Origin of the sequence: Siccirubricoccus deserti (genome assembly GCF_014283215.1) — a bacterium.
GTDB classification, from domain to species: Bacteria; Pseudomonadota; Alphaproteobacteria; order Acetobacterales; family Acetobacteraceae; genus Siccirubricoccus; species Siccirubricoccus deserti.
Genome location: NZ_JACOMF010000069.1, coordinates 1 through 14,124, shown reverse-complemented (window position 1 = coordinate 14,124; position 14,124 = coordinate 1). Strand labels below are relative to the sequence as shown.

General features: G+C 68.3%; 15 protein-coding genes. 8 read left to right on the top strand and 7 right to left on the bottom strand.

Annotated elements, in window-relative coordinates; genetic code table 11:
* Positions 1-277: transposase (locus H7965_RS25725; protein WP_186773411.1), on the bottom strand; the 277-nt coding region annotated here is incomplete at its 3' end.
* A gap of 29 nt (positions 278-306) precedes the next feature.
* Between H7965_RS25725 and H7965_RS25720 the strand changes: the two genes are divergently transcribed.
* The 5 genes from H7965_RS25720 (at position 307) to H7965_RS25700 (ending at position 6,026) form a co-directional block, all read left to right on the top strand.
* Positions 307-747, top strand: coding sequence for a DUF892 family protein (locus tag H7965_RS25720; RefSeq protein WP_186773410.1), 441 nt, complete (start codon positions 307-309; stop codon positions 745-747).
* Positions 748-1,591: 844 nt separating this feature from the next.
* Positions 1,592-2,755 carry an MFS transporter gene (locus H7965_RS25715; protein WP_186773409.1) on the top strand — a complete coding sequence of 388 codons (1,164 nt, stop codon included), beginning with the start codon at positions 1,592-1,594 and terminating at the stop codon, positions 2,753-2,755.
* Positions 2,756-2,851: 96 nt separating this feature from the next.
* Entirely contained in the window at positions 2,852-4,144 is a 1,293-nt protein-coding gene (locus tag H7965_RS25710; RefSeq protein ID WP_186773408.1) for an MFS transporter, read from the top strand.
* A gap of 273 nt (positions 4,145-4,417) precedes the next feature.
* Positions 4,418-4,738: a hypothetical protein gene (locus tag H7965_RS25705; protein ID WP_186773407.1), complete on the top strand. Its 321-nt coding sequence runs from the start codon at positions 4,418-4,420 to the stop codon at positions 4,736-4,738.
* A 49-nt stretch (positions 4,739-4,787) separates the two neighbouring features.
* Positions 4,788-6,026, top strand: coding sequence for an LLM class flavin-dependent oxidoreductase (locus tag H7965_RS25700; protein WP_186773406.1), 1,239 nt, complete (start codon positions 4,788-4,790; stop codon positions 6,024-6,026).
* 93 nt (positions 6,027-6,119) lie between these two features.
* On the opposite strand, the gene H7965_RS25695 is transcribed toward H7965_RS25700, so the two are convergent.
* Positions 6,120-6,524: a hypothetical protein gene (locus tag H7965_RS25695; RefSeq protein WP_186773405.1), complete on the bottom strand. Its 405-nt coding sequence runs from the start codon at positions 6,522-6,524 to the stop codon at positions 6,120-6,122.
* Positions 6,525-6,788: 264 nt separating this feature from the next.
* Entirely contained in the window at positions 6,789-8,141 is a 1,353-nt protein-coding gene (gene hflX / locus H7965_RS25690) for a GTPase HflX (RefSeq protein WP_186773404.1), read from the bottom strand.
* On the opposite strand from hflX, the gene H7965_RS25685 reads away from it, so the two are divergent.
* Entirely contained in the window at positions 8,067-8,240 is a 174-nt protein-coding gene (locus H7965_RS25685; protein WP_186773413.1) for a hypothetical protein, read from the top strand. The genes hflX and H7965_RS25685 overlap by 75 nt on opposite strands.
* Positions 8,241-8,460: 220 nt before the next feature.
* Here the strand turns inward: H7965_RS25685 and H7965_RS25680 are convergent, their stop codons facing one another.
* The 4 genes from H7965_RS25680 to H7965_RS25665 form a co-directional block, all read right to left on the bottom strand.
* The gene (locus tag H7965_RS25680; protein ID WP_222440817.1) at positions 8,461-9,363 is read right to left on the bottom strand and encodes a hypothetical protein; all 903 of its coding nucleotides are present in this window, start codon (positions 9,361-9,363) and stop codon (positions 8,461-8,463) included.
* Between the two features lie 316 nt (positions 9,364-9,679).
* Positions 9,680-10,420: an SGNH/GDSL hydrolase family protein gene (locus H7965_RS25675; protein ID WP_186773403.1), complete on the bottom strand. Its 741-nt coding sequence runs from the start codon at positions 10,418-10,420 to the stop codon at positions 9,680-9,682.
* 9 nt (positions 10,421-10,429) lie between these two features.
* On the bottom strand, positions 10,430-10,711 hold the full coding sequence (locus H7965_RS25670; RefSeq protein ID WP_186773402.1) for a hypothetical protein: 282 nt from the start codon (positions 10,709-10,711) through the stop codon (positions 10,430-10,432).
* A 320-nt stretch (positions 10,712-11,031) separates the two neighbouring features.
* A complete protein-coding gene (locus H7965_RS25665; protein WP_229682794.1) occupies positions 11,032-11,904 on the bottom strand; it encodes an SDR family oxidoreductase in 873 nt (290 codons plus the stop codon).
* Between the two features lie 165 nt (positions 11,905-12,069).
* On the opposite strand from H7965_RS25665, the gene H7965_RS25660 reads away from it, so the two are divergent.
* Both H7965_RS25660 and H7965_RS25655 read left to right on the top strand, forming a co-directional pair.
* Positions 12,070-13,134, top strand: coding sequence for a DUF2332 domain-containing protein (locus H7965_RS25660; protein WP_186773401.1), 1,065 nt, complete (start codon positions 12,070-12,072; stop codon positions 13,132-13,134).
* A gap of 112 nt (positions 13,135-13,246) precedes the next feature.
* Positions 13,247-13,585: an SDR family NAD(P)-dependent oxidoreductase gene (locus H7965_RS25655; RefSeq protein WP_186773400.1), complete on the top strand. Its 339-nt coding sequence runs from the start codon at positions 13,247-13,249 to the stop codon at positions 13,583-13,585.
* The last annotated feature ends 539 nt before the right edge of the window (positions 13,586-14,124 follow it).

Below are 14,124 nucleotides of genomic sequence, written 5' to 3'. Positions count from 1 at the left end.
GGAAGTCGAGACGCTCTTCGCAGGCGCGCGCGATCCGCCGCGACGAGTAGACGCCCCGGCTGTAGGCGTAGAGCAGCAGCGCCACCATCATCGTCGGGTGGTACGGCGGATAGCCACGGGGCTCGTCAAAGGTCGAGAGAATGGCCGAGAGATCGAGCTCCTCCGCCACAATGTCACGAACCAGATGCGCCGGATGCCCCTCGGGGACGAACTCCTGCACCGAGGGCGGCAGCAGCCAGGCCTCATTCACCTTCCAGGGTCGAAAGCTCTTCATCATGCCGCCGAGCGAATCACCGCCCGCCTCACATGTCGAGCCGCTTCAGCCGTTACCGGGACGCGCTCCTAGGCCGGATGGAGCCCTACCCCGAGCTGCACGCGCGCATGCGCGAGGAGGTCAGGCGCTCCCAGACGCAGCAGGCACGGCTGGAGGCGCTGCTGTCGAGTCACGGCACCAGCCCCTCGGCCGCCAAGGAGGCGGTGACCTCGGTGGCCGGCAAGGTGGCGGGCATGGTGCACCTGTCGGCCTCCGACGAGGTGATCAAGAACCTGCTCGCCGCCATCGGCTACAAGGCCTACGAGGTCGGCTCCTATACGGCGCTGATCACGATGGCCAAGGCGGCCGGCGCCACCGGGGACGTCCAGGCGCTGGAGCAGTCAATGCGCGAGGAGATGGAGATGGCCGAGTGGCAGCTTGAGCACCTGCCCGGCATCGTTGAGACCTTCCTCAGCCGCAGCGAGACCAAGTAGAGGCGGCGCCTTCAATGTCCGGACGGGAGGCGCGGTCGCCGCCTCCCTTCGGGAGGTTTGGCTTCCCGGTATTTCGGCGCTTCGCTTCGCCCACCCGAAGCGTACTCCCCATGAGCTTCGAAGCGTTTTGGCTGCCCCAGGGCGGTGGATCCCCCATTCTGCGCGCACCACGAACCTCAGAGAGTGTTCGCTTCCGGTTCCTCCCGCCACACCATTCGCTTTTCGAGAACCGCTCTCCGTCCGGGCCACCGGCGTCCGGAACGGCAGGTTTGGCCTGGGTCGGGGCAACGACCTTGGGCTTTCGATAACGAAACGAGCGCCGGAATCTCTCCCCGGACGGCGCTTTCTCTCTGAAGCTTGGGACTTGGCGGATTTAGTCCCAAGGTTCGGATTGAGGAAAATGGCCGGTTTCCGAGCGATAGCTGCCATGGTGGTTGGAGCCCCGAATGCCCGGTCGCACGGCGCTGGCGGCGAACATCAGTGCCAACCCTCCGAAATCCATGCCTGGTGCAACTCGGGACAACCCCGTCCGTGTAGGGTGCATCCCGTTGTGCTGCTTCAGAGCAGCCATTACCTGCTCGCCTTCGATGCCTCCCGGGCCGCATGGGGGATGCTCATAGCGCAGCAAGAACCGGATTGCCGCGGGCGTGCGGGGCCCCGCATCCTGGCGTCTCCCGCGGCCCCGCTCCGGGGCGCGCCGGCTCGGCCCATGCGAGCGGAGACCGGCCACCACTGCTGTAGACAGCGCCCTCGACCGGCGCCGAAGGAGGCGCCGCCAATGGACACGACGGTCCCGCATCCACCGCCCGCGGCACTGCAGCCGGATTCGCCCCGCGCCTGGGTCATGGCCTCGGTCGCCTTCACGGTGAGCTTCGTGGTCTTCGGCACGATGTACAGCTTCGGCGCCTTCTTCGCGCCGATGGCCGTCGAATTCGGGGCGGGGATGGCGGCGACCTCGGCCTTCTTCTCCATCACCGGGCTGGTCTTTTATCTGGCCGGTGCCGTCGCCGGCCGCCTCGGCGACCGCTTCGGCCCCGCCGTCATGACCGCGATCGGCGGGGCTGTGATGGGCGGCGGCCTCGTGCTGAACAGCCTCGCCGGGCAGATCTGGGCGGGGTACCTCGCCTATGGCGTCGGGGTCGGCCTGGGCGCGGCCTGCGCCTATACGCCGACCCTGGCGGTCCTGGGCGGGTGGTTTGTTCGCCGCCGCAACGCGGCGCTCGGGCTAGCCGCCGCGGGCACCGGCTGTGGCATGCTGGTCCTGCCCCCGCTCACGGCGGCCCTGATCGGCCAGTACGGCTGGCGCGCCACGAGCGCGATGCTGGGTCTGGGCTGCGCCGCGGTGCTCGCGCTCGCCGCCACACTGGTCCGGCGGCCGCCACTCCCACCTGCCGGAGAGCCACACCTCCCGCTCGGGCGGATCATGCGCTCGCCCGAATTCCTGGCGCTCTATGCGTCCTGGGTGCTGGCGACGACGGCGCTGTTCGTGCCGCTCGTCCTCCTGCCGGCCGATGCCGCCGCGCGGGGCGCGAGCGAGCTGGCGGGGGCGGCGCTGCTGTCGTTGCTGGGCGGCTCGAGCGTGGTCGGTCGCCTTGGCATGGGCGCGCTCGCGGAGCGGGTGGGCACGGCGCGGCTGTTCAAGGCCTCGGTGCTGCTGATGGCCGCGAGCTACCTGTTGTGGCTCGCGGCCGCCTCCTACGCCTGGCTGGCAGCGTTCGCGGTGACGCTTGGGCTCGGCTACGGCCTGCGCATCGCGCTGATGCCGGCGGTGCTGATCGGGCTGTTCGGGGTGCGGAACCTCGGTGCGTTGCTCGGCGCCTTCTTCACCGCATCGGGCATCGCTGCCGCGCTCGGGCCGCCGCTGGCTGGGCTCGTCGTGGATGCGACCGGCGGCCATGGGTGGGGGATCGGTTTCGCGCTGGCGGTGGGGACGCTCGGTTTTCTCGCCATTGTGCCGCTCCGCCTCGACCGCGCGGGTCCGGCGGCCACTGTCCCGAGGTCCGATTGACCTCACCGGTCGGGCCGGTACGGTCGATGCGCTGGGTCTCTCGTGCATCGCCGGGACGACCCAGGCGCAGGCCAGATCTGGGGTCGGGGGAAGTGCATGCCCGCGTCGTCGGCGCGCCGGCTCACGGTGGTTCTCTGCGCGGCAGAAGTGCTGACGATGCTGGGCTTCTCCACCTTCGCCGTCCTCCTCGCGCCACTGCGCGACCTCTGGGGGCTGAGCAACGCGCAGGCGGGCCTGATCGGCGGGGCCTTCTTCGCAGGCTATACGATAGCCGTCCCCGTCCTCGTGAGCCTGACAGACCGTGTGGACCCGCGGCGCATCTGGGTCGCGAGCGCCCTCCTCGCTGCCACCGGCAATGCCGGCTTCGCCATGCTGGCGGATGGGTTGGCGACAGCGCTGCTGTTCCACGCCCTCGCGGGGGCGGGGCTCGCGGGGACCTACATGCCGGGGCTGCGGCTGCTTGCCGACAGCCTGGAGGGGCGCGCCCAGTCACGCGCCGTCGCCCTCTACACCGCGAGCTTCGGGGTGGGCACCGCCTCTTCATACCTGCTGGCCGACTGGATCCTGCGCGCCGCGACCTGGCGGCTCGCCTTCGGCGTGCCGGCGATTGCGACCCTGCTCGCCACCGCGCTGGTACTGCTCTGGGTCCGGCCGGAGCCGCCCCGCATCCGCCCCCCGACGCGGCTGCTGGACTTCCGCCCGGTGCTGCGGAACCGCCATTCGGTCACCTGGTCGCTGGCCTATTTCGCCCATAGCTGGGAACTCTACGCGGTGCGTTCCTGGCTCATCGCCTTCCTCGCCTCCGCCGCCGCCGCCAGCCAGGTGCCCGGTTCCGGCTGGCCGGCGCCCGCGCAGGTCGCCTTCGGCGCCTCGGTCCTCGGCATATTCCCCATCGTGCTGGGCGGGGAGTGCTCTATCCAGCTCGGGCGGAAGAGGACAGTGCTCGTACTGATGTCGCTCTCCGCCGCGACCGGCGCGGCCCTCGGGGTCCTCGGGGGGAGCAGCTACGCGCTCGCCGTGGCGCTCGCCCTGCTGCACGGGCCCTTGATGACGAGCGAGAGCGCGTCCGTCACCGCCGGCGCCCTGGGCAACGCGGACCCCGCCTACCGCGGTGCCACCATGGCGCTGCATTCCATGCTCGGCTTCGCCGGCGGGGTGGTTGGACCCGTGGCGTTCGGGGCGGTCCTGGACGCGGCAGGGGGCGGCAGCGTTCCCGGGGCCTGGAGCTGGGCCTTCGCGGTCCTGGCGCTTGTCACGCTGGTCGGGCCTCTGGCGCTTCTGGTGATCCGCCCGGCCGACCTGCCGGGCGACGGCAGGGACCGTACCGGTCGTGGGCCAGGTCCGGCCAGCCGATCCGGGACACCCTTGGGCCGCCGTGGCGCAGGCTGACCGGCACCGCTGCGGACGCCCTCATCGTCCACGTCCCGCGGCCCTGATCGGCACGGAGCAGCTTGTCCCAGAGCAAATCCATTCGGGCTAGCGCCTCCCGTACCTTTTGCTCAGTCAGGTCCGGCGCCTCTGCCCGCGCCGCCCGCCAGGTGCCGGCCACCACCTCAAGTGCCGCGGCAGCGCCCAGACTGGGCTCACCACCGCCGCTTCGATCTCGGCCGCGGGCCGTGATCGGACCGGCAATCGTTAGCGATCCCTTTCAGCATGGCTTGGTTGACCAAGCGCGGAACCAACCAGCAGCAGAGCCGCGCAGCCCTCCTGGACAAGAAGGCAAAGTTCGATGCCCTGCTTGCGGCGTTGCAGCATGTCAGTGCGGACCACCTCGGGGCGGACCACGACGGGACAGGAGCCGCCGAGGAAGGGTGGCGAGGCCCGACCCAAGTTTTTCGGACCGCATCGGGCTCACCTGTGCGTATCGCCACGGCGGTGCGGATCTTGCCCGGCACGCCGAGGGGCGACTATCGTTCAACCAAGATGCGCGAATGCGCCGCGAAGGCGGGAGATATCGGTCGACTTCACATCGGCCGCTTCTAGGTCTGTGCATGGCCTCGTATCGCCGTCGTCCATGATCAGGAGACGTGCCATGCCCCGCCTCGGCTTCGGTGCCTTTCTCGCCCCGCATCACCCGATCGGCGAGCATCCCATGCTGCAGTTCCGCCGTGACCTCGACCTGGTGGAGCACCTGGACAAGCTCGGCTACGACGAGTTCTGGTGCGGCGAGCATCATTCCAGCGGCTGGGAGATGATCGCCTCGCCGGAGATGTTCCTGGCTGCCGCGGGTGAACGGACGAAGCGTATCATGCTGGCGACCGGCGTGGTTTCCCTGCCTTACCACCATCCGTTCAACGTGGCGCAACGCATGGTGCAGCTCGACCACATGACCGGCGGACGGGCGATCTTCGGCTCAGGACCCGGCGCACTCGCCTCGGATGCGCACACACTCGGCATCGACCCAATGCTCCTGCGCGACCGGCAGGACGAGGCAATCGGCATCATCCGTCGGCTGTTCCGCGGCGAGCGCATCACCCACCGCAGCGACTGGTTCGACCTGAACGATGCGGCGCTGCAACTCCTGCCGCTGCAGGAGGAGATGCCCTTCGCAGTGGCCTCCCAGATCAGCCCGTCGGGCATGACGCTTGCAGGCAAGCACGGCATCGGCATCATCTCCATCGGCTCGTTGTCGAGTGAGGGTCTGAATGCGCTGCCGACCCAATGGGGCTTTGCCGAGGCAGCGGCCGCCCGGCACGGCACCACGGTCGACCGGAAGAACTGGCGCGTTCTGCTGAGCTGGCACATTGCCGAGACGCGGGAGAAGGCGCGTGCCGAGGCCCGTGACGGGCTACTTCGCCATCACAACGAGTACATCGCTGGCACGCTGCAACGCCCTGGCGCCAAGCCCTTCAAGGACCCGGACGAGGCGGTGGACAAGACGGCCTTCGGTCCTGGCGCGGTCGCCACGATAGGCACCCCCGACGACCTCGTCGCGCGCATCAAGGAGGTCCTGGCGATCAGCGGCGGCTTTGGTACGGTGGTTGGCTTCGTGCATGACTGGGCTAACCCGGAGAACACTTTCCGGAGCTGGGACATGGTGGCGCGCTACGTGGTGCCGGAGATCAACGGCTACCTTGCGGGGCTGCGCCGCTCGCGCGAGTTCGTCGCCGCCAACCGCGAATACTTCGACCGTGCGCGCGAGGCGGTGATGGCCAAGATCACCGAGAACGCGACGGCGGCCGAGGCGCTGAAGATGACGAAGTCGCAGTATCTTGCCGCCTCCGCCAGCAACGTGCCGGATTTCGACAAGGTGAAGGCGGACGCGAAGTAGACGTGGCCGCGCAGTGACCCTGTCATCCATGGCGGGGCGAAAGCGCGCAGACTGACCTTTTTATGCAAATAGCTCGATTCGTGAGTTGCTTAGTCAGTGAGGCGCGACTGCTGACCTTGCAATCATAGAGCGCTGCTCGTCCCACATGCTGGGTACCGACCGGAGCAGCGCTGGTAACCCAATATGAGATGGCTGCCGCCCATCTAAAATCGCCTCGACAATGTCCGGCGCCAGCAGCGTCAGCCGCAGCATCTTGCCGAGATAGCCGCGATCGATCTTCTCGGCCTTCGTCATTTCGCTGAGGGAGGCATAGCGGCCCTGTTCCAGCAGCTGCTTCCATCGATGCGCCCGCGCCAACGCCTTCACCATCGCGGGGTCGGCGCGGGTACGACTGAGCGGCATCCCTGAGCTACCATCGGGCGTGACTACCAGTTTCCGCCCACCGCGACTGCGGATCGCCAACGGGATGCGGACGGTGATGCTGGACGACGGCGTCATGCTGCCCTCCTTCTGCAATGGACGGCGGATCTGGATGACGAGCGCATCGCAATATCGCCGGCGGGTGTTGCGGCGTAGCTCACCGAAGCTTCGCTCCGAACCCAGAGACCACGTCAAGAGGCAACCAGGGGCTCGCGGCCCCTCGAGCCGCTTCGCCTCCGCCTTGGCCTGCCGGACGAGGGCGCGGCTGATAGCAGTTGCTGCCGTTGGTCACGGCCGCCGTGGTGCTGCCGAAGGTCTATGAGGTGCTGCGTGAACTAAGGCTCAGAGCGCGGCAAGACTCCGTTGCAGTCGCGTGATGGCGCCGGGTAGGCCGCGCACCTTTAGTACCCGGCCTGTCTCGTCATACTCCTCGGACAAGACCCGCGCGCTTTCATACACCTCGCCTATCAGCCCTTGTTTCGCATAGGGCAGCACCAGCACATCCTCGACCATCTCCGCCTCGAAGAACGCGATGATGATGTCCTGCAGAGCGCTCACATCCTCAGGCGCATGGGCGGAGAGCAGAATTGCGTCCGGATGCTTCGCCATCAGCGCGGCACGCCCGGCGGCATCTACCCGGTCCATCTTGTTCAGCACTAGGCGGGACGGGACGACATCGGCCCCGATTTCACGCAGCACGCTGCGGCTCACCTCCAGCTGCGCCTCATAGGTCGGGTCCGATGCGTCGACCACGAACAGCAGCAGCGAGGCTTCCAGCGCCTCCGTCAGGGTGGAGCGGAACGAGGCGACCAAGTCATGTGGCAGCTGCTTGATGAAGCCGACCGTGTCCGAAATGAGCACCCGCGGCCGGGTTTCCGGCTGTAGGATGCGGACCGTGGTGTCGAGGGTGGCAAACAGCTTGTCCTCCACCAGCACCTGGCTGCCGGTGAGAGCCCGCATCAAGGAGGACTTACCCGCATTGGTGTAGCCAACCAGCGCCACCCGCAGCTGGTCCCGCCGGGCGGAGCGGCGATGGTCGCTGTCGCGCTGCACCGCTGCCAGCTGCTCCTTCAGCTCCGAAAGCCGGTCGCGGATCTTGCGGCGGTCGAGATCGAGGTTGCTTTCGCCTGCGCCGGGCCCCTGCTGCCGTCCGCCACCGCCCGAGGACTCCCGAAGGCGGGGAGCGACGTATTTCAGACGCGCCATCTCCACCTGCAGCTTCGCCTCACGGGTGTTGGCATGGCGGTGGAAGATCTCGACGATCACGCCGGTGCGGTCGAGCACCTGGGCGCCGGTAGCGCGCTCCAGATTGCGGATCTGGCTGGGCGAGAGCTCATGGTCGACTATGACGAACCCGGGCCTGCGGGTAGCGCCCGGATCGGGCTCCGCCTGGTCGGTAGTCTCGGCGCCACCTTCGAACCGTTGCCGCGCCTTGGACTTCGGGGGCGGCGCCATTGAGCTGACCACCCCGGTGCCGCCAGTGAGCGCTGCCAGTTCCGCCAGCTTGCCGCTTCCCAGCAGCGACCCGGCGCCGGTGCCCTCGCGCCGCTGCGAAACCGTTCCCGCCACCTCATAGCCCAGCGTCTTCACCAGGCGTCCCAACTCCTCAAGGCTCGCTTGATGCGCGACGTCGTCCACCTCGGGCGTTTGAATGCCAACAAGGACGGCAAGTGGGATGGGGGGCTTGGTCTCCATGGCGGTGAAGTAGCACGGATTGGGCCGAAGCTCGAAAATCGTACCCGCTCGGTCAAACCGGCCTTACGTGAAAAGCCGCTTCATTCCCGCCCGCTCTGATCCCGATTGCCTGACCTAGGGCAAGCACGACTGGGCGCGTTGCGCCCCCCTGGTCTGCTAGCTCGCGATCTGCCGCCACGTGCCTCGTAACCAAATAAGGGGCGCAGCGCGCTCAACGTCCGCTCAATCCTATCTTGTTCCTGAGAGCGGACAGGCAGATTTCGGCCACTGAAAGCCGCGGCTGTCGCAACACAGCCGGGGCTGTCCAGACAGTGGTCACTCACAGCGCTTTGGCCCGACGCGTCGCCTGCGCACGCTCCAGAGATGCCGCCCTGCGACGTTCCTCCCGCAGCACCTCGATCGTCGGCTGCCACCAGCCACGCGCCAAGTCAGCTGGGCCAGGCGCTGTCCGTGCAGGCCAGGTCTGGACCAGCTCAGCATGGCTCGGCCTGCGCCAACCCGCCCAGATCAGCGCTGCGGGTCCGGCGGTAACACCGGGGTAGAAGCGGGCAGCAATCATGGGCTCGACAAGCTCGCCGGTGACCGCCTCGAACACCACAGGTCCAGCGTGGGTCATCAGCACGCGGTCGAGTGGCGGCAGCGCATCCTCCGGCACGGGATAGCGATGCCGGCGGCGTTCCGCGGCCTCGGCCCGCCTCTCCTCGTGCTTGAGGGAGGCCTTACGGCTTTCGTCGCGCTTCCGCCGCTCCTCGGGCTCGGCCTGGCGGGCGGCATTCTCGATGGCGGGCCAGCGCCGGCTCAGTTCCTCGAACGATCGGAACGGTACGCGCCACGCCTTCGATGCCGGATCCCACCGCGCCCAGGGCACCGCCCGCAGCTCGGCGATGACGGTCCGGGAATACGGCGTCCGCACCACGAGGTCGTCGGCGACTTCCAGATAGGGGCTCGTGATCGGCTCGAAGGTGAAGGCGTCGCGGCCGCGCTGGTCGCCATGGGCCAGCACGCCCGACCATTCACGGCTCATCCATGCATTCAGGCGTTGTTCCGCCCTCGTGCCCGGCACGAACCAGGCACGGAGGTCCTCGCGCCACCGCGCGCGGGGGAATGCCTCCCGAAAACGCTCCACGCTCATGCGGTCATACGGGAAAGCCGCCGTCGCCCCGGGCGCGCCGTCGCCGGCCTCCCGCTGCGTCGCGCTGAACTCCACCGTGTCGTCGGTCACCGGTTCGCTCCCTCGGAGGCGGCGCAGCTTGCCACCCGCCACATTCCACGCGCAGCGTCCGGTGGGCGAAAGGGTTGCGGGCCCGTCCTCTCAGCCGCACCACAACTCCACGCGGATCAGGTGCGGGTTCGAGCTTCGACAATCAACTCTCGTGCACGAACATCCGCTTGGGCCCGATGCTCGTCCGAAAGCTGACCGTCTGATGTCGGCGAACGTCGGACATGCAATCGCTCGTCGGAATGCCTGCAAACGGGCCGTCTGCCGACCTTCGAGGCCGCACAAGGGGCCGATATGGAAAGTGGCCGCACGGGCAGGCCTATCGGGTATCACCGAGATAAATCGCTGAATGCCGGGCGGCGGGATCATGCCGCGTGGCGAATTGCCCGATGGCAGCGGCGATCTTGCCGCCGCCGCGGACCGACGGGCCCGCCGGGGCGGCGAAGTCCTCGTCCTCGTCGCAGACGAGCCGCAGGTCGATCACCGGCAGGCCCCGGCCGAAGGCTTCCCTCGTGATGATGTCGTTGAAGGTGCCGAGGGCCACGATGGCAGCGCTGCGGCGTGCCAGATCCGGGAAGCGTGGGTCATAGATGGTGCAGAGGGCGAGCGGCAGACGACGCACCAAGACCGAGGCGAGCATCGCCTGGTAATCGCGCCGGAACTGCTCCCGGATACCTGCGATTTTCGCCAGTGCCTCGGCAACGCTGCGGACGGGCGAGCCCAGCACACCTTCTTGCCGCCCTGCATCATTGCCGCCGGCGCTGATAACGAGGTGGCTCGCATCGGCAGAGAGTCGCCGCAGTTGCTCGGGCACGTCCAGGGTCACCGAGCCTCCTTTGGCGAGCAGCGTCGCGCGCCAGCCGGCAGGCAGGCGGGCACGCAGTTGGGTAACCACGTCCGGGCCACGCCCGCCGAGATAACCTGCATTGTCGAGCACCGAATCTCCGAGCAGCACAACATGGCCCGTGGGTGGAGCGGCCACGAGGGCTGGGGCGACTCCCAGCGCTGTGCGGCGCGGCAGCACGGCTTCCCATACATCGTACACCTGCGCGTCCTTCATCGAGCGTGGTTACCGGCACCGCCCCGGGGCGAGGCGGAGGACGCACTTGAGCCAGCCGAGAAGATCGCGGTCCAGCGCCTCGCGGCACTGGTCGAAACCGTGCCGGCAACCGGGATAGAGGATCAGGTCCTTGGGCTCCTGCACATAGCGGTTGATGTCTGTCGTACAAGCATTGGGCCGCACCTCATTGGCCGTGCCGTGGGTGACCAGCAGCGGCCGCGGGGCAAGCTCGGCCACGGCTTCGGTGCCGCGGCTCTGGCTGCTCAGCGCCGCACCGGCGGTGATCACCACCGCGCCACCAATAGAATGCCCACCAGCGCGACCCGGCGCCGGCCCTTGCCGCCCAGCCATTCCAGCCCCAGCAGCACGTCTTGCACGCGTCCGGGATGACGGTAGGTCAGTTCAAGCGAGGTGGTATCACACCTCTGCCCGAGCCAGGTGTAGAGCCCGCCCGCCGGCCCCGAGGACCCAGAGCACCGCAGCGTTGCACGTTTCTGCGGGATGGAGGCAGCAGTCGATCGCGCCGGCCTCCGTCAACAGGCGCAGGCGCTGCTGCCCAGGCGCTTCCTCCTGCCGTTCGACGCTGCACAGGGCGAGGTCGCACCGCGCCGTCACAGCATTGGCCGGCCACCGGTCACCGGCACCATGGCACCAGTGATGTAGCTCGCCTCCTCGGAGGCGAGCATGACATAGGCCGGTGCGAGCTCCGCCGGCTGCCCTGCCCGGCCGATGGGCGTGTCCTGGCCGAAGCTTTTTACCTGCTCAGCCGGCATGGTGGAGGGGATCAGCGGCGTCCAGATTGGCCCGGGCGCGACGCAGTTCACGCGGATACCCTGCTTTGCCACGAGCCCCGCCAGCCCGGCGGTGAAGTTGGCGATCGCGCCCTTAGTCGTCGCATAGGCAAGCAGCGACGGCGAGGGCGTCTTGGCGTTGACCGAGGTGGTGTTCACGATCGCCGAGCCCGGATGCATATGCGGAATTGCTGCCTTGCACAGATAGAACTGCGAATAAATGTTGGTCCGGAAGGTGCGGTCCCACTCCTCCGAGCTGATTTCCTCGATGCTCTGGTGGGTCCGCTGCATGGCGGCGTTGTTGACCAGGATGTCGAGCCGACCGAATTCGCGCAGCGCCTGCTGGACCAGGGTCTTGCAGTGCTGCTCCTCGGCGATATCGCCCGCGGCGCAAATCGCCTTCCGCCCAGCCTGCTCGACCCAGCGTGCGGTCTCCTCCGCGTCCTGGTGCTCGTCGAGGTAGGAGATCAGGACGTCCGCGCCTTCGCGCGCGAAGGCGATGGCCACGGCGCGGCCGATGCCAGAATCCGCACCGGTGATGATCGCCGCTTTCCCGGCCAACCTGCCACTGCCCATGTAGGAGCGCTCGCCATGGTCGGGTGTGGGCGCCATTTCGCCGGTCCGGCCGGGCGGCGATTGGGACTGCTCGGGCTGCGGCGGTTGCGGGTGTGCGCTCTTGGGGTCCTGGGACACGAGCGAGGCCTCCGGTCATGGACGGCGGGGAAGGCAGGACGGCGCTGTCAATGCTGTAACTCAACGGCAGTCCCGATGGGCGGTTTGCCATGCACATGCGGAAGGGCCGGAGCGCCCCCCCTTGCGGACGCGTTGCACCAGGGCAACGCCACCAGGGTGACCGCAATGACTCCAGCAGCAGAAGCCGCACGCAACGCCTTCGCCGTCCAGGCGTCAGCGTGTCACGAGCGCGGCTCGCCCTTCACCGGGCTATTATGCGAGGCGCTTGGACGCATCCTCGACCACTCGACCGAGCTGGGGCGACGTGTGCTCGATTGGCCCGGACGGCCAGACGCCCGTGGCGATTCGGTGCCGCTCAGGCTCGCGGCGGGCCTGCATGCCCTGGTCAGGCGCGGAGGCCTGCCGCACCTCGCCGCATTCTGGCCGCCGCATCCGCTGCCCGAGGCTGGGGCATTCGAGGCCGCCCTGGCCACGGCGCTACCGGCGACTGAAGCCGATCTCCTGCCCTGGCTCGACCGCGCCCCACAGACGAATGAGCCGATGCGGTCGGCGCCGCTCATGGCAGGCCTCCTCGCCGTCGCCGCCGCGACCGGCGGGCGGTCCTTCTCGTTGCATGAGATCGGCGCAAGCGCCGGCCTTATGCTCATGCTCGACCGCTACGAGCACTGCCTCGGCGGCGCGACGGCCGGCACGCCGGGCGCCCGTGTCAGGATCGCGCCGGGCTGGGAAGGCAGCGGGCCACCGAAGGCGCGAGTGCGCGTTGCGTGCCGCCACGGCTGCGACCTGGATCCGCTTGACGTGACACATCCTGCGGACCGCGAGCGCCTGCTCGCCTATGTCTGGCCAGACCAAGCCGAGAGGCTCGCCCGCCTCGAGGCTGCCATCGACATCGCGGCCGCCGATCCGCCCCGCCTTGACCGCGCGGACGCGGCGGACTGGACCGAGGCGGCCCTCGACCCGGCCAAGCTCGAGCCAGGAGTGACGCGCGTGCTGATGCATGCCGTGGCCCTACAGTACGCGCCCGAGACGACCCTGGCCCGCATCGCGGCACATGCGGCGCGGGTCGGTGCGAAGGCGACGGGGCATTCGCCCTTCGCTTGGCTCCGCTTCGAGGCGGATCCTGCCTATGACGAGCAAGGAAGTCTACGCCTGACACTGTGGCCGGACGGGTCCGAGCGCGTGCTGGCACTCGGCGATACGCATGCCGAACGACTGCGATGGCTCGGCTGACGCGGCGCTGACGAACACCTCCGGCATGCCGCTGCAACTGCGGATCGGTTGGATCGCTGAGGTTCTGCAGGCACCCCTGTGGCTGAACCCGAGGCCATGACGAGGATTGCGGATGTCAGGGAATGTGTCTCGACCGCTTGAAGGGCAGGTCGCGCTTGTCACCGGCGGCAGCAACGGCATCGGTGCGGGCGTGGCGGTCGCGCTTGCCGCGGCCGGTGCGGCAGTCGGGGTGAACTATACGTCCAGCCCCGATGGTGCTGCAGCAGTCGTCGCTGAGATCGAGCTGACCAGCGGCGCAGCCGTCGCATTGAAGGGAAACGTCTCGCGGGAAGATCAGGTCGAGGCGCTGTTCCATGCTTTGCTGGGCCGCTCCGGCCGTCTCGACATCCTGGTAGCCAGTGCCGGAGTCCAGCGCGACGGTGCCTTCGCTGACATGACCTTGGACCAATAGCGGACGGTGCTCGACATCAACCTTACCGGACAGTCTCAAAAACCGGAGTGGCACGCGGCGATTGCTGACCGGTCGAGGCATTGTGCCAAGAACCGGTCGCCCCACGCCAGCCCCACGGGGCTTCGGTGGGGCTTTATGGGGCATGAAGGGGAAGCGCCCTGGACTCGCCTTCCTGAAAGTCCCTGATACAGCACGGAACCCCTTCATATCGGCCGTTGGGACGGCCTGATCGCCAACCTACGAATCTGGGGGTCAGGAGTTCGAATCTCTTCGGGCGCGCCACTCTTTCTCGTTCGCAACCAAGGCGTTTCACGGTAGCCCGGCCCTCGCGCCGGGCTCTGTCGTTTCGGGGCGTCCCACGCAGGCCCCACGCCGGGGCATGCGCTTGGGGAGACGGGTCCTGTCGCGGCGGCTCTCTCACGCCACGGCTCTGTGTAATAGCGCGGTCCGCATCACGCCTCGCAGATCCGCCGGTACTCCCCCTCGTTCATGCCGAAGCTACAGGCCACCGCCTCGCGCGCGGTGGCGACGTGCGGCGG